We start from the raw sequence: 21,722 nt of genomic DNA, 5'->3' as shown, positions 1-21,722 counted from the left end.
ACTGTACTTGCGGCAACCGGGAGATTGTCCCGTACCTCTGGCCACCGGGACCCGGCTCGCGTCGGAACCCGGTTACCGGGGCTGGAAGCCGGTTTCCCGGTCGCCAGGGCCGGAAACGGCGGCAGCCGCCTGCACGTGACCGGCCGGGGACGGCCTCACGAGAGGGGGCGGGAAGTGGCCCGAGACCGTGCCTCGCTCCAGGGAAGGGACCGCGAGCTGGCGACGCTGCGTGCGGCGCTGGCAACCGAAACCGGCCGCTTGGTCGTGGTCCGCGGACCGGCCGGCATCGGCAGATCCGCGCTGCTCGACGCGATGGGCCGGATCCTGCGTTCGGACGGGGTGCACGTACTGCCGGTGCGGTTCCGTGCCGGTGCGGACGGCCGGGGCGACGACGCGTTCGGGATCGCGCCGATGGTGCGCACCGTGCGCGACCGGTTCGAGCATTTCGACGAAGTCGGGCTTGCCGACTCACTCAGCACGGTGGTCCGGCTGAGCGACGCGGAGGGGCCGGAGGCCGGCGGATGGGTGCCACACATGGTTGCCGAGCTGGGCGTCCTGTTCGACAGGATCGGCCGGCAAGAGCGCACCGCGATCCTGGTCGACGACGCGCACGCGGTCGCCGAGCCCGCCCCGCTGCTGGCCTCGGCCCGCCGGTCCGGCTGCCTCGTGCTGGCGACCTGCGAGGAGACCGCGGAACACAGCCCGGGCCTGGCCGAGTTACTGACCGCCGCCGATCAGGTGATCACTCTCGGTCCGCTGGCCGACGACCATGCGGAGTCCCTGGTGCGCCGCGCCGCGGGCAGGCGACTCGACGAGGCGGTTCCGGCTGCTCTGCGCACGGCGTTGGGACCGCTGTTCACCAACCCCGGCACGGTGCTGGGCACTCTCGCCGACCTGCGTGAGCGGGGTCGGCTGGCCGTCGTCCGCGGCTGGCTGTGCCTGCGCGTCCCGTCGGAGCCGATCGAACTGCCCGCCGGCCATCACCTGCTGCGCCGCGTCGCGTGCCTGGGTGCGCCGGCCTCGCGGCTGCTGTCCTCGGTGGCCGTGTGGGACGGGTTCGGCGTAGACGACCTGCCGCTGCTCGCCGAAGCCCTCGGCGCCGACCTCGCCGACTGCGGCCGCGCGCTCGACCAGTTGATCGACGCAGGTGTGCTGGTGGCCGATCCGGCAGGCCGGGTGCGCTGCCGGTGCCCCGCCCTGGCGGCGTCCGCGGCCGGGCGGTCGGGGATCGCCTCGGGTGTCCGGCTGCACGCGTCGATCGCCGAGCGGCTGCTGGCCCGGCATCGGCAGGGTGATGGCGTGGACCCCGGCGTGCTCGCCGACCACATCGCTCGCAGCGGGACGGCCCTCGCGCTCGACGAGGACACGGTCGCCTGGCTGCTCGACCTGGCCCGTGCCGCCACGCGGGAACAACCGGAACGCACGGCCCCGTGGTGCGCGGCCATGCTGCGCCGGCTGCCGCCGAGGGGACCCGAGTACGCCGAGGTTCTCACCTGCCTGCTCGCCCTGGTCATCCTGTCGGGGCAGTACGAGCTGCTGCGCGAAGTGCTCACCAGGTACGCGGAGCAAGGCTGTGCTCCGGTCTCCCTCGCCGGGATACGCCTCGCCGCCTGCCTGGTCACCCTGCACACCGGCAGGCCGCCGGCCGAGGAGGCCGTACGGTCGCTGCTGGACGAGGAGGTCCCGGAAGCCGAACGGATCCGTTTCTCCGAGTGGTGGTTCGGTGGCCGGCTGGCGCCCGCCGACGGGACACCCGTGCCGCACGAGCCGATCCGCTGGTCCGATGTCGATCAGCTGATCTCCGCCGAGGAGATCGTCCTGCTGCGCACCGCGCTGTACGGCGATCCCGACGACTGTGTCCGGGGCTGGCGCCGCGCCGGTCGGGCGGTGCCTTCCCGGGAACTGGACCGGCTGTGCGAAGCGGCCTCGATGATCGACATGGCCACCGTGGCGCAGATAGTGCTCGGTCGCCGTTACCGGGTTCCGGAAACCGGTGTGCTCGGCGCGTACCGTCGGGTGGTGCGCGGCTACGCCGGTGGCGACTGGTCACAGGCCATGTCCGCGGTTCGCGAGATGGAGCTGTCGGCCTCCAGGGACACGCTGGTGCATCACCCGGCCCGCCTGTTCGCCGCGGAGATCTGCGCCGCCCGTGGTGAGTTCCGGCAGGCGACCCAGTGGCTGGCCGACGCGGCGCCGGTCCCGAGGCTGGCCGCGTTGCGCACCTGGGTGGAGATCGGCCTGCTCAACCGCATGGGTGAGGACCGACGGGCGGTGCGGCTGGCCAGGCAGACCTGTCGGCGGCTGCGCCTGGCCGGGGTGCGCGTGGAGCTGGACCTGCTGCTGATCCGGGGGGTGCGGATCGCCGCGTTCGTCGACGACCACGAGGCCGCGGAGGCGCTGCTGGAGGAGATCGAGCACGTGCACCGAGAGGGCGCCATGACGCACACGAGGGAGAACGTGTTCATGGCGCGTGCCCTGGTGAACCGTGACGTCGCCCACGCCCAGGCGGCCGCCGACCTGGCGCGCGGCCGAGGGGACCGGCCGTCCCTGATGGAATCGGCCCTCGTGGTCGCGCGGTTCGCGGAGGACCCGCGGCCCTGGCTGCGCGAGGCACACGAACTGGCCGCGCAGTGCGGTGCGTCGGCGCTGCTGGAGCGCGTTCGTGCGGTGACCCGCGAACGCGGGGTGCCCGCGCCGCGCGCCCGTGGCCAGCGGGAAGCGCCGGCCGACTCCGAGCGGCGCATCATCGAGCTGATCCTGGACGGTCTGACCAACCGGCAGATCGCGCTGCACCTCCAGGTCAGTGAGAAGACCGTGGAGTACTACCTGACCAGGCTGTTCGCCCGCACCGGCTGCCGTTCCCGCGTCGAACTGGCCGCGGCCAGCCTGGCGGGCCGACTGGCGTCGGCCCGGACATCCTGAGCAGGCGCGCGAGTCGCCTGCCCCGTCCTGAGCGAGCGCGCTCGTCCCGTGCCCCGTCCGCCGGCTCCCCCGGGTCAAAGATGCCAATTCGTGGTCCCTCTCGGGCACATGTCGGCCGTCCGTGAAGACAATGCGGTACGGGCGTACCTAACGTCTTTTTCATGACGGACACAGATGTGCCTCAGGTCGCCGATCCCGAGGTGGCCACGTTAGTGCGGGCCGAGGTGGAGTGCCGTTGGCCGAATGGTGCTCTGGGCCTCGACGAAGTAGTGCGTTATGGATTGGTGCCTTTCGGCAAGATGATGGGCCCTTGGCTGGTGATCCGGTCCAGCCTCGCGGTGGGAGGTGAATTGACGGCTGTCCTTCCCGCCGCGGTGGCTTTGGAATGCGTGCAGGTCGGCGCGATGATGCACGACGACATTATCGACCGTGATCCACAGCGGCGAAGTAAACCGGCCGCACACGCGGTATTCGGGGAGCCGACTGCGATAGTCGGCGGGGACGGACTGTTCTTCCACGGCTTTGCCGCGCTGTCCGAGTGTCACCAAGCAGGAGCTCCCGCCACGCGGGTCGCGCAGGCACTGGCGGTTCTTTCCCGGGCCGGTTTACGCATCGGAAGCGCGGCCATCCGGGAAATCCGCATGAGTCGTGGCATCTGTTCCGTCGAGACGTACCTCGACATGATCAAGGACAAGAGCGGTGCCCTGCTGTGGATGGCATGTGGTGTGGGCGCCACGCTCGGCGGGGCGGACGACACCTCCATCAAGGCACTCAGCGACTACAGCGATCAGCTGGGCATCGCGTATCAGATTCGCGACGACCTGATGGCCTACGACGGAACCCGGGCGGGCAAGCCGAACATCTCCGACGTTCGCAACGGCCGGCCCACCCTGCCCGTGCTGCTCGCGCATGACCGTGCGCCGAGGAAGCAGCAACAGCGGATCGAGCATCTGCTCGCCGACACCAACTCGTTGGCCGAAGAGCGTTACGAGGCCATGTCGGAGCTCGTCCACGCGTATGACGGAGTGCAGGCGGCACGAGACGCGTCGCGTCGCCACGTGCGGATCGCCGCGACGGCACTGGAAAGCCTCCCGCCCAGTGACCACAGGGACGCGCTCGCGGAACTCGCTGTGCCGGGTCGCCTGGTGTAGCGCGGACTCACCCGAGGAGGTGGATGTCATGACCGCCACGACCTATGCGACCTACCTGCACCTCGACGAACTGCTCTCGCTCCAGCGTCCTCTCACGCCGGTGGAGCAGCAGGACCTGAGCGACAGCGAGCGGCTCTTTATCGTTGTGCACCAGGCGTCCGAGACACTCCTCAGCCAAGTCCTGGTCGATCTGCGGCACATCGAGGCAAATCGGTGCGGACAGCGGTGCTTCGCGCACCGGGTGGAACGAGCGACGTGGCTGATCGACGGCCTGGAGGGGCAGTTGACGCTGCTGCGTCACGCGCTGAGGCAGGAAGACTTCCTGAGGTTCCGGGAGCGGCTCGGATCGGCGAGCGGTCTCCAGTCCGAGCAGTTCCGCCAGTTGTTCGCACTCATCGAGCGCCTGACGACCGCAGATGACGTCCACCGCCCGGTGAACCCCCGCCACTTCGACAGGTTGAGCGGCGCCGTGCGTCGCTGGCGACAGACCCACCTGGAACTGGTCGAGTACATGATCGGCGACCAGCCCGGCACCGGAGACACCTCCGGCATCCGCTTTCTGCGCAGCCGGCTGAACGGCTCGTCGCGGGAACAGGACGAAACCGCCGCCCATGCCACTGCCACCGTCGCCGAGCTGCGACCACGATCGTGAGAGGCGACATGCGCGCACAGTCCCCAGGCTCCTCGCTCGGGCACGTGGTCGTGATGGGCGGCAGCGTGGCGGGGCTGCTGGCCGCCCACGTGCTCGCGCGCCACGCGGAACGGGTGACGGTACTGGAACGCGACCGCTACGAGGACGGCCCCGAGCCTCGTGCGGGGGTGCCCCAGTCACGCCACACCCATGTCCTGCTGGCCAGCGGCATGAACGCGTTGAGCGAACTGCTGCCCGGCCTTCTGCCCGAATTGCAGGGCGCGGGGGCTCCGCGGCTCGCGGTCCCGGGAGATCTCGGAGTGTGGCAGGCAGGACAGTGGATATCCCGCCGCAATCCGTCCGCCCCGGTCATGACCCCGTCGCGTCCCTTCCTGGAACACCGCCTGCGCCGGCACGTGCTGGCCGACCCCCGTATCCGGGTCCGGACGTCGACCGAGGCGACGGGCCTGCTCGGCAGATCCGATCACGTCACCGGCGTCACGGTCCGGGCCAGAAGGGACGGTCACCAGGGCCGGCAGGAGTTCGTGGCCGATCTCGTGCTGGATGCCACCGGGCGGAGCAGCCGTACACCCCAGTGGCTGGCCGATCTCGGGGGCTCGCCTCCCGCCGAGGACGTGGTGGAGACCGGACGGGCGTATGCCACCGGTGTCTTCCACGGCGACGGACCGGCCGAGGACCTCAGGGGCTTCTACATCGTCCCCGAAGCCGGACAGCCGCTCGGCGCGATCGTCCTGCCCGCTGAGAACGACCGCTGGATGGTCACCCTGTCCGGGCCCCGGGATCTCGCGCCGCCCACCGACCCGGAGGGCTTCGTCGACTTCGCCGACGGACTTCCGCACGGCGCTCCCCACAAGTGGCTCAGCACGGCCCATGCCGTCGGCCGTCCCCTGGGATACCGGCACACCACGAACCGGCGCCGCCGCTACGACCGTAGAGGCCGCGACTGTGCGGGACTGCTCGTGGTCGGAGACGCGCTGTGCGCTCTCAACCCCGTCTACGGGCAGGGCCTGTCCGTCGCGGCGATGAACGCGGTCGCGCTCGCACGGGCTCTCGCCGACGGACGCACACCGCCGGTGCACGCCCTGCAACGCGCGGTCCTGCGCTCGTCCCGTGCGGCGTGGGAGGTCGCAACGGGCGCGGACAGCACCATGCCTGGAGCCGTCGGCAACGCGGTGCGCGGCGGTCCCGTCGACCGGCTCCTCTTCCGCTACCTCGACCGGCTGCGCGCCCATGTACCGAGCGATCCGGTCGTGTGCAGCGCCAACCGGGACGTCCTCTTTCTGCTGACCCCGCCCCGCAGCCTGGTGACCTCCCCTCGGGTGCTCCGACGCGTCCTGCTGCGTTCCGCGGTGCCGACCCCACGTGACCTGCCCACGCCGTGATCACCACCGAGCCGACAACGAAGGTGCACACCATGCGACACGCCAGTCCGGGAGAGCGGTGACGCCCATGGCCACGACGACCACGACGCCAACCAGAAGGCTCTCGGCCGCCCTTGACACGGGCAGGGCGATGCTCGAACCGGCCCTTCGCGACGCGATCCAGCGCCGCCTGAGCCCGGACATGGCGCAGATCGCCCGGTACCACCTCGGGTGGACGGACAGCGAGGGCAGGCCTACCGGCTCGTGGGGCGGCAAACTGGTCCGGCCCACCCTCGCGCTGCTGTCGGCGCGGGCGGCGAACGGCACGGCTGCGGGCGGCGTTCCCGCCGCGGTGGCCGTGGAAATGGTGCACAATTTCTCGCTGCTGCACGACGACATCATGGACGGCGACGAGACACGGCGGGACCGGGCGACCGCCTGGACGGTCTTCGGGGTGCCCCAAGCCATCCTGGCCGGCGACGCGTTGGTGACCGCGGCGATGTCCGTGTTGCTGGACGCGGAGGGCGCGGGTGTCCGCTCCGCGTCCAGGTCGCTGATGACCGCCACCCAGCGGATGATCAGCGGTCAGGCCGACGATGTCGCCTTCGAACGGCGCGACGACGTCACCCTCGCCGAATGCCTGCGGATGGCGGGCGACAAGACGGGTGCGCTGCTCGGGTGTGCCTGCTCGCTCGGCGCCGACCTCGCCGGCGCGGACCCGGCACTGGTCGAACGGCTCGCCGCCTTCGGCGAGCACGTCGGGCTCGCCTTCCAGCTCGTCGACGACCTGCTGGGCATCTGGGGCGATCCGGACCGCACCGGGAAACAGGTGGGAGCCGACGTGCGGGCGCGCAAGAAGTCGCTGCCCGTGGTGGTGGCGCTCAACGCGCCGCACACGGACGAGCTTTCCGCCCGCTACCTCGATCCGGCGCCGCTGAGCGAACGCGACGTACAACGCATCGCGGACCTCGTGGAACGCGCGGGAGGACGTGACTGGGCGGAGCAGGAAGCGACCCGTCAGGTCGCCGCGGCGGAGGAATGCCTTGCCGCCCCGGAGATCGCGGACGCCGTGCGAAGCGAGTTCCTGGAGGTCGCCGGGTTCATCGTGGGCAGGCGGTTTTGATGCGGCGGAGGGTCTGGGGCTTGCCCCCAGAAGGCACAGCTTCGTCAGAGGCCGAGTCCGGTGATCGCGGTGCCCAGCGCCACCCGGGCCGCTTCCGTCAGGCTGCCGTGCGCCGCGCCAGAACCGTCCGGGCCCCAGGCGTGGTACTTCACCGCGAGGCGCAGGGCGATATTGAGTATTCCGGCCGCACCTTGGTCTCCAGTGCGCCCGCCGGCCACCCGGTCCGTTGGGCGACGGCCTACGCGGAGGCCCGTTCCGCGTCCAGGTGGGACCGGCGCCGGACCGACCGCCGCGAGGGCTCCGGGCGGATCAGCCGGGCGAGGTCCGAAGTGGACTCGGGAATCCCCTCGGTGAGGTCGTTCTCGTGGAGGAACACCTCGATCAGCGGCACGTCGCGCGGCCAGGTGCGGAGCCGCTCGACGACGACCGAGATGCCGTGTGCCGGCAGCGGCTGGACGCGTCCTTCCTCCGACGAGCAGTACCCCCACAGGGTCCGGCCGGAGATGTACGGAGATGTGATGCGGGGAAAGGCCGGCGAGCGGGATCCGCTGGGCGGCGCGGTCACCAGCCCGGTCACCGGCCGACTGGGGGACCTCTACGGCAAGCGGCGGTTGGTACTGATCGTGCTCGGGCTGGTGACGCTGGGCTCGCTGGTGGCCGACTCGCTGACTCCCGTGTTCATCGGGCGCGGGTTGCAGGGCGTTGGCATGGGGCTCGTGCCGCTCGGCATCAGCCTGCTGCGCGATGTGCTGTCCGAGCGGCAGCTCGGCTCGGCGATCGCGCTGACCTCATCCACGCTGGGGACCGGCGCGGCGGTCGGGCTGCCGCTGGCCGCGGTGGTGGCGCAGTTCGCCGACTGGCACCTGCTGTTCTGGGTGATCGGCGTGCTGACGGCGTTGACCGGCGTGCTGGTGGCCCGGCTGGTCCCGGCGCCCCCGGTGCCGGCCAGTGGGCGCTTCGACAGCGTCGGGACGCTGGGCCTGACCGTCGGCCTGACGGCGCTGCTACTGGCGATCTCCTCCGGCGGCGAGTGGGGCTGGCACAGCACCACCACCGTGGGCCTGCTTGTCGCGTCCATGGTGGTGCTGGCGCTGTGGGGCGTCTGGGAACGCCGGGTGGCTGATCCGCTGATCGACCTGGTCACCACGGCACGGCGGCCGGTGCTGCTGGTGAACATCACCTCCGTCGTGGTGGGCTTCGCCCTGTACGCACAGCTCCTGATGGTGCCTCAGCTGCTGGAGCTCCCGGCCGGCACGGGCTACGGCCTCGGCCGGTCGATGGTGCGGGCCGGCCTGCTGATGCTGCCGGCCGGGCTGGCGATGATGGGCGCATCGGCGCTCGGCGCCAGATTCTCCGCGGCGCGCGGCCCCAAGTTCTCGCTGCTGCTGGGCACCGTGCTGATCGGCCTGGGCTACGTGGTCTGCCTGGTCCAGATGGGCTCGATCGCGATGCTGGTGATCGGCACCGTGGTGACCAACGGCGGCGTCGGCTTCGCCTACGGCGCGATACCCGCGTTGATCAGGACGGCCGTCTCACCCACCGAGACCGGGGTCGCCAACGGGTTCAACACCCTCATGCGATCCCTCGGCACGTCGCTGTCCGGCGCCGTGGTCGGAGCGATCTTCGCCCAGCTGAGCGTGTCGCTCGACGGAACGTCCGTCCCACGGCGGGAAGCCTTCGTGCTCACCGCGGTGGTCGGCCTGGCCGGCGCGGTGTTCGCCCTGGCGATCGGCGCCGCGATCCCCGGCGAGTCCCCGCGTTCCGCTCCGCAGGACGCCACCGCGGACGGTCACGCCCCCCGCGCGGTCCGGCCGATCCCCAGCTATGTCCCGTGGACACGTGGACGTCGTTTGCCCTTCCTCCTCATGCCCAGAGAGGCGATCTCATGACCGAACCCAAGACGTTCCCCATCGGGGGACGCGCCGCCGCATGCCCGTTCGCTCCCGTTCCCGACCTGTACGAGGCGCAGAAGGAGGACGAACTGCGCCGGGTCAAGGTGCCCAGCCCGCTGCTGGGCGAGTTCGACGCGGTGCTCGTCACCCGGTACGAGGACGTCAAGAGCGTGCTCGGCGACGACCAGGTGCGGATGGGCGATTCCATGCCGTACCAGGCGGGCAACCTGCTGAGCTACGACGGCCCCGAGCACACCCGCCTGCGGCGCATGCTGACCGGGTCGTTCACGACCAAGCGGGCGCGGGAGCTCCGGCCGATGATCGAGGGCGTCGTCGCGTCCACGCTGGACGCGCTCGCGGAGGCCGGGCCGGGCGCGGACCTGGTGCAGGTCTTCAGCACACCCATTCCGACGCTGGTCATCTGCGAACTGCTGGGCGTGCCCTATGCCGACCGCGAGGACTTCCAGCGCCGCACCGAGGTCGCGCTGAACTTCAACACGAGCCGGGAGGTGCAGATGGAGAAGGCGGCCGAGATGGAGGCGTACATGGCCGGGCTCGTGGCACGCCACCGGGATCACCCGGGCGACGACGTCCTGGGGCGCGTGGTGCGCGAGTTCGGCGACCAGCTGACCGACGGCGAGCTGGCGGGCATCGGCAACATGCTGCTCATCGCCGGGCACGAGACGATCGCCAACACGCTCTCGGCCAGTATCGCGCTGCTGCTCCAGCACCCCGATCAGCTCGCGGTGGTACGTGACGACCCCTCGGCGACCGACGGCGCCGTCGAGGAACTGCTGCGGTACTGCGCGCCGGCCGTCATCGTGCCGCGCCGGGCGTCCGCGGACGTCTGCGTGCGCGATCAGGAGATCAAGGAGGGCGAACGGGTCATGGCGTCGGTGCTGGCCGCCAACCGGGACCTCGGGGCGCCCGACCAGGGTCTGGACCGCCTGGACGTCCGCCGGGCTCCGCAACGGCACCTCACCTTCGGCTTCGGCCCGCACCAGTGCCTGGGCCAGCAACTGGCGCGCATGGAGTTGCGTGTCGCGCTGCCCGCGCTGTTCACCCGGTTTCCCACGCTGCGGCTGGCCGTCCCGCAGGACGAGCTCGACTACCGGGTCAACGCGCTGGTCTTCGGCGTGAACGCCCTGCCGGTCACCTGGTGACCCGGGACCGGACGTGGAGGTGATCATGAAGGTCGAGGTCGACGACAGAAAATGCCTCGCGGTCGGGAACTGCGCCGCGGCCGCGCCGGCGGTCTTCGACCAGCGCGACGACGACGGCGCGGTGATGCTGCTCGACGCGACTCCTGCGGAGCGCGAGCACGAGCGGGTCCGGGAGGCGGCCCTGCGGTGCCCGGCCGCGGCCATCGTCCTGCACACGGACATCACGGGGGAAACCGATGCTTGACGTAGACGTGCCGGTTATCGTCGTCGGTGGTGGCGGCTGTGGACTCGCCGCGTCGGTCTTCCTGTCCGACGTGGGCGTGCGCCACCTGCTGGTGGAGCGTCGCGAGTCGACCTCGGTCCTGCCCAGGGCGCACTACCTGAACCAGCGCACCATGGAGGTGTTCCGGCAGCACGGGATGGCCGACGACGTCTACCGGATCAGTGCTCCGCCGGCGAATATGAGTGAGGTCGCCTGGTGTACCTCGCTGGCCGGTGACGGCCCCGTGGACGGGCGGGAACTGCACCGGATGGACGCCTTCGGCGGCGGCAGCACGGCCGGGCCGTACGCGGCCGACAGCCCCTGCCCCTCGACGAACCTTCCGCAGCACCGGCTGGAGCCGCTGCTGCGCCGGCACGCGGAGCAGCGGGCGCCGTCCAGCGTGCTCTTCCACCATGTGATGGAGGAGTTCACCCAGGACGAGGACGGCGTGACCGCGCGGATCACCGACCGGTCGACCGGCGAGGTGGGCACCGTCCGCGCCCGCTACCTGCTGGGCGCCGACGGCGGCAGGAGCATCGGCAGTGCGCTCGGCGTGCCGATGGACGGTGCCGGTGGCGGGTTCGGCATCATCTCGGTCCATTTCAGCGCGGACCTGTCCCGCTGGTGGCCCGGCGACTCGGTGCTGATGACCCACGTCCTCAGCCCCGACGGCGAGGTGTCCGTGATCGTCGCGGCCGGGCCCGAGTGGGGCCTGGCATCCGAGGAATGGGCGCTGCACTTCCGGCTGCCACCGGGTGCCGCCGCGGACCTCGGCACGGAAGCGATCGCCACAAGGGTGCGGGAGCTGCTGAGGCTGCCGGAGGACCTGGGCCTGCGCATTCACCACGTCAATGAGTACCAGCCGGAGGCCGTGGTGGCCCGGGCCTTCCAGGTCGGCCGGGTCTTCCTCGCCGGGGACGCCGCGCACCGGCAGCCACCCGCCGCCGGAGGCGGCCTGAACACGGCGATCCAGGACGCGCACAACATCGCGTGGAAGCTCGGGGCCGTGCTCGGCGGCCGGGCCGGCGACGCGCTGCTCGACTCGTACGAGGCGGAACGGCTGCCCACCGCCACGCGGAACGTGAGCTGGTCGATGGGAAGCCTGCGCAACTACTCGGTCCTGTTCACGAGCCTCGGCATGCTGCCCGGACAGCCGCCGGAAGCCACCCTGGCAAACTTCCGCGAACTCCTCGCCGACACGCCGATGGGCGAGACCCGGCGGACCGTGGTGCGCGAGGTGTTCGAGACCCAGCGGATGGAGTACCAGGCGCACGACATCGAACTCGGCCACTCCTACGCGGCCGGCGCGGTGCTCCCGGACGGCACCCCGCCGCCGCCCCGGGACCCGATGGGCGCGGCCTACCATCCGCTCACCCGGCCGGGGCACCGGCTGCCGCACGTGTGGCTTCGAAACGGCGGCACCCGGGTGTCCACCCACGACCTGGTCGGCAGCAGCGGCGGGTTCGTGCTGATCACCGGGCCGCTGGGCGAAGGCTGGGCGATCGCGGCCAAGAAGGCCGCGGACACCCACCGGGTGGCGCTCACCGTGGTGCCCATCGGAAGCAAGCCCGACGCGGCGGGCCACTGGGACGCCGACGGCGCCTGGGCCGCGGTGCGCGGGATCGACGACGGCGGCGCCCTCCTCGTACGCCCGGACAACCATGTTGCCTGGCGCGGCGCCACCGCGAGCGAACGTCCCGACGAGGACCTCGACGCGGTGTTCCGCCGGCTGTTCGCCCGGCCCGCACCGGCCACCGACGGGAGCTGAGCCAATGTCCGACGACAAGCACGAGCTGATCGTCCGGGAGTTCCTGACCTCGATGGGTCCGGCCCCCGCCGACATCCGCGCCGCGGTGGACCGTTTCCTGACCGACGACTGTGTGTGGGAGAACCCCGGGTCCCCGGTGTGCCGGGGCAAGGAGCAGATCCTCGCCCTCATGCCGGCCGCCTTCGCACGGCTGGAGGTCAGGTTCCGGCACGTGGCCACCGTCGCGGACACCGTCCTGGTCGAGCGGATGGAGACCATGTTCCGCACCGACGGCACACCCCTCGCGCAGAACCTGAAGGTGATGGCGGCGTTCGAACTGCGGGCCGGCCGGATCAGCGCCTGGCGGGACTATTTCGACCACACCAACCTCATTTCCGAGCGCCCGGAATGGTGAACATGACGAACACCCGAGCGGACCTGAGGGAACTACGAGCCGAACTGGTGGGCAGGGTCCACAAGTTCGGGCCGGTCCTCGCGGACGGTGTCGCCGAGGGAGAGCGGGAACGGAGGCTCCCCGACGCCGTCGTGCGGGCCATCGACGATTCCCGGCTGAGCAGGCTCTGGACCGCTAGCGCCTACGGCGGACTCGAGACCGACGTCCGGACCCTGAGTGAGGTCACCAAGGCCCTCTCGCACTACTGCCCGTCCACCTCGTGGGTGGTCAACAACATCAACGGGTCGAACCTGCTCGCCGCGAAATTCCCGCGGGAGACGCGGGACGAGGTGTTCGGGGACAATCCCGGCGCCAAGCTGGCCTCGGTCTTCGCGGCCGCGGGCACCGCGGTCCGGACCGAGGGCGGCTATCTGCTCTCCGGTACCTGGCCGTACGCCACCGGCATCCTGCACGACGACTGGGCGATCCTGGTCGCGCGGGAGGTCAACCTGGACGGGGACGCCGTCGGCGGGCTCTCCGTGCTGGTGCCCGTCGCGGACCTGACGATCGAGGACACCTGGCACACCGTCGGCATGCGGGCCACCGGCAGCCACACCGTCGTGATCCGGGAGGCGTTCGTCCCCGAGCACCGGGTGATCTCAGGCGAGGTGCAGCGGGGGCGGGAGAACGCCACCGACGTCACGCTGCCACCGCTGTTCCGGACGGCGGCGATAGCGGCCATGGCCGTTGTCTGTGCCTCCGTGGTGATCGGCGTCGGCCAGGCCGCGCGCGCATTTGTCATCGACCGGGCGCCAGGACGGGGCATCGCGCCCACCCGCTTCAAGAGCCAGCCGGAATCGCCGACCTTCGTGTCCGCGCTCGGCAGGACGGCGTTGACGATCGACGCGGCCGAGCTGCACGCGAACCGGGCCGCCGACGTGATCGACGAGGCCGCCGCCACGGCCACCGCGCTGACGGAGAGCGAACTGCGCCGCATTCGTGGTGACGTCGGCCAGGCGGCCAACCTGGTGACCGTCGCGCTCGACGGGCTGATGTGGGCCCACGGAGCCGCCGCCTTCGCCGAGTCGAACCCGCTGCAGCAGTACTGGCGGGACGCCAACACCGCGGCCCGGCACGCGATGCTCAACCCGCACGTCGGCCACGAGCTGTACGGCGGGGCGTTCTTCGGCCTCGACCCCGTCGTGCCCAGCCTCTGACCCGCCCGTCCGTCCCCGCACCGCACGCGGGGGCCTCACGCAAGGAATCGAATCCCATGGGTTGGCTTCCCCCGTTCCTCATCCCGATGTCAGAGGTCGCACCGGTCACGGTGGGGGCGGCCGATGTCCCGGACCCGCTCTTCTGGGCGGTGGCCGGACCGACCGCGGTCGGCTGGATCGTGACCTATGTGCTGGCGATCCGGCAGGCCGTCATGGACGGGCGGACAGGAATTCCCGCGTACCTGGTGGCGGTGAACTTCGCATGGGAGTTCAGCCTCACCTTCCTCCTGGAACAGACGCCGACGCAGCGGCAGATCAACTTCGTCTGGGTCGTCTTCAGCGTCGTCCTCCTGTACCAGGCCTTCCGGTACGGGCGGAACGACTACCCCGGCCTGTCGCCGCGCACCTTCCGGTGGACGCTGGCCGGAGTAGTGGTGTGGGCGGCGCTGATCGTGATGGCGGGCGCCAACGAGTTCCACGACCGCGACGGGATGTACACCGGAATGATCATTCAGGTCCCGCTGAGTGCCGCGTTCCTCCTGATGCTCAAGCGGCGCGGGTCCAGTCTGGGCCAGTCCATGTACATCGCCGTCGCGAAGTGCGTCGGATCCGTCTTCGCCGGGCTGACCGCCTTCGTCGTCTACCCGTCCCACCTGCTGTTCCTCGTGCTGGTTCCGACCTACGTCGGCCTGGACATCGCCTACCTGATGATGCTGCACAGGACGATGCGTACGGAAGGACGGTCGCCGTGGGCCTGGCGCGCGCCGTCGGCGGCGGTCGCGCCGCCGACGGGATCCGGTCCTGAGCCGGCGCCCGCGGCTAGCGTGGGCGTCCGGCCGCGGTCAGATGACGCCCCGGCGTAACGCATAGGCAACCGCGTGAGGCCGGTTGCGCAGCTTGAGGCGCCTGGTGACCCCGAAGACGACCCGCTTCACAGCCCGTTCCGACAGGCACAATTTGTCGCCGATCTCGGCAGTGTCCAGGCCCTCCGACATGAGCCGCAGGACGTCGACCTCCCGAGGGGTCAGTCCGGAGAGATGCAAGCCGTGCGGCGACAGAACCTCGCGCTGGATGCGCTCGATCTGTCTGATCAGTTCGCCGAGCATGTTCGAGGGGAGCTGCCCCCCGCCGGACGCGGCGGTCAGCACCGCCTCCTCGATACGGTCGTAGGTGGCCGCCGCCCGCGGCAGCACCGCGACGACGTTGCACTCCACCGCGGTGAGCAGATCGGCCCGGCCGATCTCGACAGGAATCAGAACCATCGGCACGCCCAAGGATTCCTTTATCCTGCGCAGCAACGACGTCACTTCCACGGACATCCGTTCCGCGACGACCACGGCGACGTCGACCGGAACGCGATGCTCGCCCGAAACGACCTCGATGTTCGGCGCGGAACTGAGGTGCCTGCTGACTGCCGTATGCGTCAACGGATCCGGTGCCCGCACGAGCGCTCGCACCAGGTTTGCCGTACTTTCGCCACTCACAGTACGCCCTCCGAGTTCACAGCATGTTTGCCGGGATGTTCGGTTGCCCTTGCAGGCATAAATCGCTGCGGCCCGGGAAAGGAAAGTTCATATTCCGTTCACACGCATTGAACGGAAGAGAACTGACACTGTGTGAGTGGTCGAACTCGTGGGTTCTTGGGTAGATGCTGAGTTCTCGCTCGTGAATTGCGGCCGGTCGCCGCGTGGACGGGATCTTGTGTATGCCCGGCCTTAAGCCGCTCCTCGTCAACACGCCCGGACTCCCCAAGTAGCCTGAGATGGGTCATTTTGCAGTCGGATAGTCGACTGTATGAACCATACTGCGGCCCGACTTCAGGGAGTCGACGACATGGCGCTGCCCTTGTTCCCGCCAGGGGAATCCCTCATTCAGTCCGTGACGACCGTCGGTGAGCCCTCGACGGCGGGATCCATGTCCTCGGCGAGACGCATGGCCTCCGCAATGAGGGACTCCACGATCCTCGACTCGGGGACGGTCCTGACGACCTTGCCCTTGACGAAGATCTGTCCCTTGCCGTTGCCGGACGCCACGCCGAGGTCGGCCTCGCGGGCCTCACCGGGGCCGTTGACGACACAGCCCATGACGGCGACGCGCAGCGGGACCTCCATACCGGTCAGGCCCGCCGTGACCTCGTCGGCAAGCCTGTAGACGTCCACCTGGGCCCGGCCGCAGGACGGGCACGAAACGATCTCCAGCTTCCGGGGCCGCAGGTTCAACGACTGCAAGATCTGCGCGCCGACCTTGGCCTCCTCCACCGGCGGAGCCGAGAGGGACACGCGGATGGTGTCGCCGATGCCCTGGCGCAGCAGGGTGCCGAACGCGACGGCCGACTTGATGGTGCCCTGGAATGCCGGCCCCGCCTCGGTGACGCCGAGGTGCAGCGGGTAGTCGCAGCGCTCGGCGAGGATCTCGTAGGCGCGAATCATGATCACGGGGTCGTTGTGCTTGACCGAGATCTTGAGGTCGTGGAAGTCGTGCTCGGCGAACAGCGAGGCCTCCCACAGCGCCGATTCGGCGAGCGCCTCCGGCGTGGCCTTGCCGTACTTCTCCATCAGGCGCTTGTCCAGCGAGCCCGCGTTCACCCCGATCCGGATCGGGGTGCCGTGGTCCTTGGCCGCGCGGGCGATCTCGCCGACCTTGTCGTCGAACTTCTTGATGTTGCCGGGGTTCACGCGGACCGCGGCGCAGCCGGCCTCGATGGCGGCGAACACGTACTTCGGCTGGAAGTGGATGTCGGCGATGACCGGGATCTTGGACTTCTTGGCTATCGCGGGCAGCGCCTCTGCGTCATCGGCGCTCGGGCAGGCGACGCGGACGATGTCGCAGCCGGCCGCGGTGAGCTCGGCGATCTGCTGCAGGGTGGCGTTGACGTCGGCCGTGACGGTCGTGGTCATCGACTGCACCGAGATCGGGTGGTCACTGCCGACCCCGACAAGGCCGACCTGTAGCTGGCGGGTCTTGCGGCGTTCGGAGAGCGTCGAAGGCGGCAGAGCGGGCATACCAAGCGCGACCTGGGTCACTCCGGTGTCCTTTCCAAGGGGGTTGCGTGCCGTGTCGCCGAGGCACTCTGCAGCGTGAGGCCGATCTCGGCGATGGATTCCGCGGTGAGACCGTGTTCGGTGAGGATGGCCGACCGCCCGCCGTGGCCCAGGAACTCGCGGGGCAACCCCATGACGTGCACCGGCGTCCGGACATCGGCATCGGCGCATGCCTGTGCCAGCGCCGTGCCCACGCCTCCGGTGCGCACACCGTCCTCAAGGGAGAGCACCAACCGGTGGCGGGACGCCAGGTGGACCAGGGTCGGGTTGACCGGCAGCAGCCAGCGCGGATCGACGACGGTCACCCCGATGCCGTCGTCGGCCAGCAGCTCCGCCGCGCGCAGGGCGGGGTCCGCGAGAACCCCGGCGGAGACGATGAGGACGTCGAGCGGCCTGGACCGGCTGCGGTGCAGGACATCCAGCCCGTCCATGCGTTTGAGGGCGGGGATCTCCGGGCCCGCGCCCCCCTTCGGGAACCGCAGCGCGGTGGGACGGTCCCGCGTGGACAACGCCTCGCGCAACAGCTCGGCGAGCCCGGTGGTGTCGCGCGGTGACGCGACACGCATTCCCGGCACCGTGCCCAGCAGGGCGAGATCCCACATGCCGTGGTGGCTGGGGCCGTCGGGGCCGGTGATTCCGGCCCGGTCCAGGACGAAGGTCACCGGCAGGCCGTGCAGGGCCACGTCCATCATGATCTGATCGACGGCGCGGTTGAGGAACGTGGCGTACAGGCAGACCACCGGGTGCAGGCCCCCCATGGCCAGCCCCGCGGCGCTGGTGACCGCGTGCTGCTCGGCGATCCCCACGTCGAAGACGCGACCGGGGAACCGCTCGGCGAACCGGTGGAGACCGACCGGGCCCAGCATCGCCGCGGTCAGCGCGACGATGTCGGGCCGCGTGGCGGCGATCCGCTCCAGCTCTTCGCCGAACGCGGCGGTCCACGTGGGTGAGCCACCGGTCCGCGACCGGCCCGTCGCGGGGTCGATGACACCGATGCCGTGCATGCGCTCGGCATCGTCGTTCTCGGCCGGGGCGTAGCCGAACCCCTTCTCGGTGACGCAGTGGAGCACAACCGGGCGGTCCAGCCGCGCCGCGTGACGGCACGCCTCTTCGACGGCGGCGACGTCGTGCCCGGCCACCGGGCCGACATAGCTGAAACCCATGGTCTGGAACAGGTTCCGCCCCGGGTGCCGGCCGCTCCGCAGCGCGGCGAGATGCTCGGCCACACCTCCGACCGTGGGAGCGTACGAGCGGCCGTTGTCGTTGAGGACGACCACCACCGGGCCCTCACCCCGGCCGAGGTTGTTCATCGCCTCCCAGGCCAGGCCGCCGGTCAGCGCGCCGTCGCCGATCACCGCGACCACGCGGCGGTGTTCCTCGCCGAGCAGCCGCTGCGCCTTGACCAGGCCGTCCGCATAGGACAGCGCCGTGGAGGCGTGTGAGTTCTCCACGTGGTCGTGCGGCGACTCCTCGCGCATCGGATAGCCGGAGAGCCCTCCCGCCGCCCGGAGCGTGCCGAAGGCGGCCTGCCGGCCGGTGAGGATCTTGTGGACGTAGGACTGATGTCCGGTGTCGAACACGATGCGGTCGGCGGGTGAGTCGAACACCCGATGCAGCGCGATGGTCAGTTCGACCACGCCGAGGTTCGGGCCGAGGTGCCCGCCTGCGGCGGACACCCTTTCGATGAGGAACTCCCTGATCTCGCGCGCCAGCGCGGGCAACTGATCCGGGCGCAACTCCTTGAGCTGCTGGGGGCCGAGGACACGGCTGAGCACGGACGACGACATTCTTCCCCCGTTCAGCTTCGCCGACCGGCCGTCGGGCGCTCCGCGTCGCCGCGCACGGCTGTGGGAAGTTCGAAGTGCGTGGTCTCGCGGGTGACCCGGCGTTCCTCGACGCTGACCGGCCCGAACTCGCCCAGTGCGCTCACGACTTCCGTGACCAGGCCGGGCGGGGCCGAGGCGCCGGCCGTGAGCCCTATCGTGCGCACCCCCTCCAGCCATTCGGGCCGGATGTCACCGGCACCGTCGATCAGCTCGGCCGGGGTGCCCCGACGGCGTGAGAGCTCCACCAGGCGGACGGAGTTCGAGGAGTTCGCCGAACCGACGACCAGGACGAGGTCGGCCTCCGAGACGATCGCGTCGAGCGCGTTCTGCCGGTTCGTGGTGGCGTAGCAGATGTCTTCGGACGACGGCTCGCGCAGCAGGGGGAACCTCTCTCGCAGGGCATCGACGACCTCGGCGGTCTCGTCGACCGCAAGCGTGGTCTGGGTGAGGTAGGAGACCTGCCGCGGATCGGCCGGTGACAGCCTCCGGACTTCGTCGGCCGTCGAGACCAGCACCATGGAGTCCGGCGCCTCACCGAGGGTGCCCTCGACCTCCTCGTGCCCGGCGTGGCCGACGAGCACGACCGTGTCGCCCCCGGCCGCGAACCGGCGGGCCTTGGCGTGGACCTTCGCGACCAGGGGGCAGGTGCCGTCGATGACGTCGAGACGGCGGCGAGCCGCCTCCTCGCGCACGGCGGGGGAGACCCCGTGCGCGGAGAAGACCACCGTCGCGCCGTCGGGCACTTCGTCCAGTTCTTCGACGAAGACCGCGCCCCGCCGCGCCAGGTCGTCGACGACGGAGACGTTGTGCACGATCTGCTTGCGGACATAGACCGGAGCACCGCGCATCCCCAGAGCCCGCTCGACGATCTCGATGGCCCGCTCGACACCCGCACAGAAGGACCGCGGGCCGGCCAACAGGATGAGACGTGCGCCGTCGTGCCCTACATGCTCGTCCAAGCTCACGTTAACCATGTCCGGGAGAGTAGGGAGGCGAAGGCCGTCCGCTCAATGACGGTTTCCAGTTTCCAGAACGGTCGTTTTTCCGGCGCTGTCACAAAGGGCCCAATCGCATGGCCGCACGGGCCAGCAGCCTTTGCCGGTCTTGAGTCAGCCGCCCGAGTTCAGGTAGCCATAAGCCAGTTGTGTATTTCAGCGACGGGAGCATCGCGGTGGACGCTGGACGGAGTCCTCGGCTGCCGAGCCGTGGAATGGCCACCGGTGCGGTAGTCGAGATGGGCGCGACCCGATCCGCCGGAGGCCCGCTGCGGAAAGCGTTCGCCGTGCTCGAAGCCCTGGCCGAGGCATCGAGGCCGTTGACCCTGTCAGAGCTGTCACGGTTGGTCAATCAGCCGAAATCGACGCTGCACCGCCTGATGCACATTCTGACCGATCTTGGTCTCGCTGTCCGGACGGAGTCGAAGTACTACGAACTCGGGGATTACCTTTTCCGGTTGGCGGCCACGAGCGGTCCGGCCAAGGCGCAGAACCTCAGCCACACGATCACCCCCTTCCTGATCGACCTGTTCCAGGTCACTCACAAGATCGTGAGCGTCGGCCTGCTGTCGGGCACGAAGGTCCAGCACGTCGGAATCCTCTGCGGCAAGGAACACGTCCGGCTCGCGAGGGCGTTACGGCAACCCCTTCCCGCACACTGCTCGGCGGCGGGCAGGCTCCTGCTCGCCAAGAGCAGACGTAATCCCGCGGACTTCTCCGGCACCACGCCGGTCGCGGATGCCCGGTGGACCGTCACCGGGGAGGACACGATGCGGCGCGAATTCGAACGGATCCGGCGCACCGGGCTGTCCTACGCGAGGAGCGAGTACATCCCCGAACTCGTCGAACTGGCCGCTCCTGTCCACCTCGGAGAGCCCGACCCGGTGGCCGCGATCGTGGTGGGCGACATGGTGAACAACATCGACCTGCGCAGAGTGGGGCGCGTCCTGCTCGACACCGTCGGCGTCATCGAGGAGAACCTGGCCGGAGCGTGCTGACAGCTCACTGCCGCATTGTCCCGGGGAACAACCCTTGTCGCACTTGGTGTACGGGATGGCGTACGGGATCGCCTCGATCTCGGTGATCTTCATCAGTGGCCCCCGCCGACGTCCCGGACGAGGGTCTCCATGTGCCGGGCGATGCCGAGCAGTCGGCCCACGCGGTCGGGGTGGCCGACGAGCTGCAGGCCGAGGGGCATGCCGTTCGCGTCGCGGTGACCGGGGACGGTGACCACGGGCAGGCCGAGCAGCTGCCAGGGGCGGCTGAGGACCGGCGTGCCCGTGGCGCCAAGACCGCGAGGGGCGGGGCCGGGAGCGGCCGGGCCGAGGATCACATCGGCCTCGTCGTGGAGGAGTTCGAGGATCCGGACGCGGGCGCTGTCCCTGACAGCGAGCGCGGCCTCGTAGTCGGCTGTGGGGGTGCTCCGTCCACGGTCCAGGAGTTCGTTGAGGTGGGCGCTCAGCGACTCGGGGTGCCGCGCCTCGGCGGCGAGCGCGCGGGCGGCTTCGTAGGCCATGACCGTGGCATGGGTCTCGGCGAGTTCCGGTGTGCGCATGCGGTCCCCGAGCGCGGTTGCCTCCGTGCCGGCGGTGGTCAGGGCGGCACCGGTGCGCTCCAGTGCGTCGAGCATCGCGGGATCGATGTCCGCCAGTTCTGTGCCGGGCCAGAGCAGCACTCTCATGGCCTGGGACTCCTCGGCCCGGGTGCCGTCGACGGCCTCGACCGCGGTGGCGAGACCGGCGACATCGGCCGCGAGAAGGCCCGGTGCGTCGAGAGTCGGGCTGAGCCCGGTGAAGCCCGTCGTCGGCCAGGCGCCCGCCGGGGCCACGTACCCGGCGGTACCGCAGAAGGACGCGGGCCGGGTCAGCGAGCCCGCGGTCTGCGAGCCCAGCGCCAGCGGCACCACGCCGGCTGCCACCGCGGCGGCCGAGCCGCTGGAGGAGCCGCCCGGGGTGTGGGCCGGGTTGTGGGGGTTG

General features: G+C 70.4%; 20 protein-coding genes. 13 read left to right on the top strand and 7 right to left on the bottom strand.

Going from position 1 to position 21,722, the window contains the following annotated elements; translation table 11 throughout:
* Positions 1–174: 174 nt before the first annotated feature.
* The 5 genes from G5C60_RS32390 to G5C60_RS32370 all read left to right on the top strand — a co-directional run bounded on the left by G5C60_RS32390 (position 175) and on the right by G5C60_RS32370 (position 7,209).
* A complete protein-coding gene (locus G5C60_RS32390) occupies positions 175–2,922 on the top strand; it encodes a LuxR C-terminal-related transcriptional regulator (protein WP_165264576.1) in 2,748 nt (915 codons plus the stop codon).
* 161 nt (positions 2,923–3,083) lie between these two features.
* A complete protein-coding gene (locus tag G5C60_RS32385; RefSeq protein ID WP_165264575.1) occupies positions 3,084–4,073 on the top strand; it encodes a polyprenyl synthetase family protein in 990 nt (329 codons plus the stop codon).
* 28 nt (positions 4,074–4,101) lie between these two features.
* Positions 4,102–4,725 carry a tryptophan 2,3-dioxygenase family protein gene (locus tag G5C60_RS32380; RefSeq protein ID WP_165264574.1) on the top strand — a complete coding sequence of 208 codons (624 nt, stop codon included), beginning with the start codon at positions 4,102–4,104 and terminating at the stop codon, positions 4,723–4,725.
* Between the two features lie 8 nt (positions 4,726–4,733).
* Entirely contained in the window at positions 4,734–6,107 is a 1,374-nt protein-coding gene (locus G5C60_RS32375) for an FAD-dependent oxidoreductase (RefSeq protein ID WP_241267235.1), read from the top strand.
* Between the two features lie 67 nt (positions 6,108–6,174).
* Entirely contained in the window at positions 6,175–7,209 is a 1,035-nt protein-coding gene (locus G5C60_RS32370; protein WP_165264573.1) for a polyprenyl synthetase family protein, read from the top strand.
* 44 nt (positions 7,210–7,253) lie between these two features.
* Here G5C60_RS32370 and G5C60_RS32365 read toward each other — a convergent pair whose 3' ends face one another.
* Positions 7,254–7,427, bottom strand: coding sequence for a hypothetical protein (locus G5C60_RS32365; protein WP_165264572.1), 174 nt, complete (start codon positions 7,425–7,427; stop codon positions 7,254–7,256).
* Positions 7,428–7,447: 20 nt separating this feature from the next.
* Positions 7,448–7,774, bottom strand: a complete 327-nt coding sequence (locus tag G5C60_RS51255; RefSeq protein ID WP_206440263.1) for a hypothetical protein — start codon at positions 7,772–7,774, stop codon at positions 7,448–7,450.
* Between G5C60_RS51255 and G5C60_RS32355 the strand changes: the two genes are divergently transcribed.
* From G5C60_RS32355 to G5C60_RS32325, 7 genes are read left to right on the top strand one after another with little or no spacing between them, the layout of a single operon-like run.
* Positions 7,728–9,098: an MFS transporter gene (locus G5C60_RS32355; RefSeq protein ID WP_206440262.1), complete on the top strand. Its 1,371-nt coding sequence runs from the start codon at positions 7,728–7,730 to the stop codon at positions 9,096–9,098. The two genes, G5C60_RS51255 and G5C60_RS32355, sit on opposite strands and share 47 nt — an antisense overlap.
* Positions 9,095–10,264, top strand: a complete 1,170-nt coding sequence (locus G5C60_RS32350) for a cytochrome P450 (RefSeq protein WP_165264569.1) — start codon at positions 9,095–9,097, stop codon at positions 10,262–10,264. The genes G5C60_RS32355 and G5C60_RS32350 overlap by 4 nt, the downstream gene beginning before the upstream one ends.
* A 25-nt stretch (positions 10,265–10,289) precedes the next feature.
* Complete coding sequence (locus G5C60_RS32345; RefSeq protein ID WP_165264568.1) at positions 10,290–10,508, top strand: ferredoxin; 219 nt, start codon at positions 10,290–10,292, stop codon at positions 10,506–10,508.
* Complete coding sequence (locus tag G5C60_RS32340) at positions 10,501–12,294, top strand: FAD-dependent monooxygenase (RefSeq protein ID WP_165264567.1); 1,794 nt, start codon at positions 10,501–10,503, stop codon at positions 12,292–12,294. Before G5C60_RS32345 ends, G5C60_RS32340 begins: the two co-directional genes overlap by 8 nt.
* Positions 12,295–12,298: 4 nt before the next feature.
* Complete coding sequence (locus G5C60_RS32335) at positions 12,299–12,688, top strand: limonene-1,2-epoxide hydrolase family protein (protein ID WP_165264566.1); 390 nt, start codon at positions 12,299–12,301, stop codon at positions 12,686–12,688.
* Positions 12,689–12,690: 2 nt separating this feature from the next.
* Positions 12,691–13,884 (top strand): acyl-CoA dehydrogenase family protein, encoded by a 1,194-nt coding sequence (locus G5C60_RS32330; protein WP_165264565.1) that lies wholly within the window; start codon positions 12,691–12,693, stop codon positions 13,882–13,884.
* 56 nt (positions 13,885–13,940) lie between these two features.
* Positions 13,941–14,747 (top strand): transmembrane-type terpene cyclase, encoded by an 807-nt coding sequence (locus G5C60_RS32325; RefSeq protein ID WP_165264564.1) that lies wholly within the window; start codon positions 13,941–13,943, stop codon positions 14,745–14,747.
* Here the strand turns inward: G5C60_RS32325 and G5C60_RS32320 are convergent.
* The 4 genes from G5C60_RS32320 to ispH form a co-directional block, all read right to left on the bottom strand.
* On the bottom strand, positions 14,727–15,341 hold the full coding sequence (locus tag G5C60_RS32320; protein WP_338145995.1) for a helix-turn-helix transcriptional regulator: 615 nt from the start codon (positions 15,339–15,341) through the stop codon (positions 14,727–14,729). The genes G5C60_RS32325 and G5C60_RS32320 overlap by 21 nt on opposite strands.
* 414 nt (positions 15,342–15,755) lie before the next feature.
* Complete coding sequence (gene ispG, locus G5C60_RS32315; RefSeq protein WP_338145994.1) at positions 15,756–16,907, bottom strand: flavodoxin-dependent (E)-4-hydroxy-3-methylbut-2-enyl-diphosphate synthase; 1,152 nt, start codon at positions 16,905–16,907, stop codon at positions 15,756–15,758.
* Entirely contained in the window at positions 16,904–18,712 is a 1,809-nt protein-coding gene (locus G5C60_RS32310; protein WP_165264563.1) for a 1-deoxy-D-xylulose-5-phosphate synthase, read from the bottom strand. Before G5C60_RS32310 ends, ispG begins: the two co-directional genes overlap by 4 nt.
* An 11-nt stretch (positions 18,713–18,723) precedes the next feature.
* Positions 18,724–19,725: a 4-hydroxy-3-methylbut-2-enyl diphosphate reductase gene (gene ispH, locus G5C60_RS32305; RefSeq protein ID WP_165264562.1), complete on the bottom strand. Its 1,002-nt coding sequence runs from the start codon at positions 19,723–19,725 to the stop codon at positions 18,724–18,726.
* Positions 19,726–19,985: 260 nt separating this feature from the next.
* Between ispH and G5C60_RS32300 the strand changes: the two genes are divergently transcribed.
* On the top strand, positions 19,986–20,744 hold the full coding sequence (locus G5C60_RS32300; RefSeq protein ID WP_241267234.1) for an IclR family transcriptional regulator: 759 nt from the start codon (positions 19,986–19,988) through the stop codon (positions 20,742–20,744).
* Positions 20,745–20,836: 92 nt separating this feature from the next.
* Here the strand turns inward: G5C60_RS32300 and G5C60_RS32295 are convergent.
* A partial coding sequence (locus tag G5C60_RS32295; protein WP_165264560.1) for an amidase family protein occupies positions 20,837–21,722 on the bottom strand: 886 nt, incomplete at its 5' end.

The organism is Streptomyces scabichelini (genome assembly GCF_011045015.1).
GTDB lineage: Bacteria > Actinomycetota > Actinomycetes > Streptomycetales > Streptomycetaceae > Streptomyces > Streptomyces scabichelini.
This window is presented reverse-complemented; position numbering and strand designations above follow the sequence as displayed.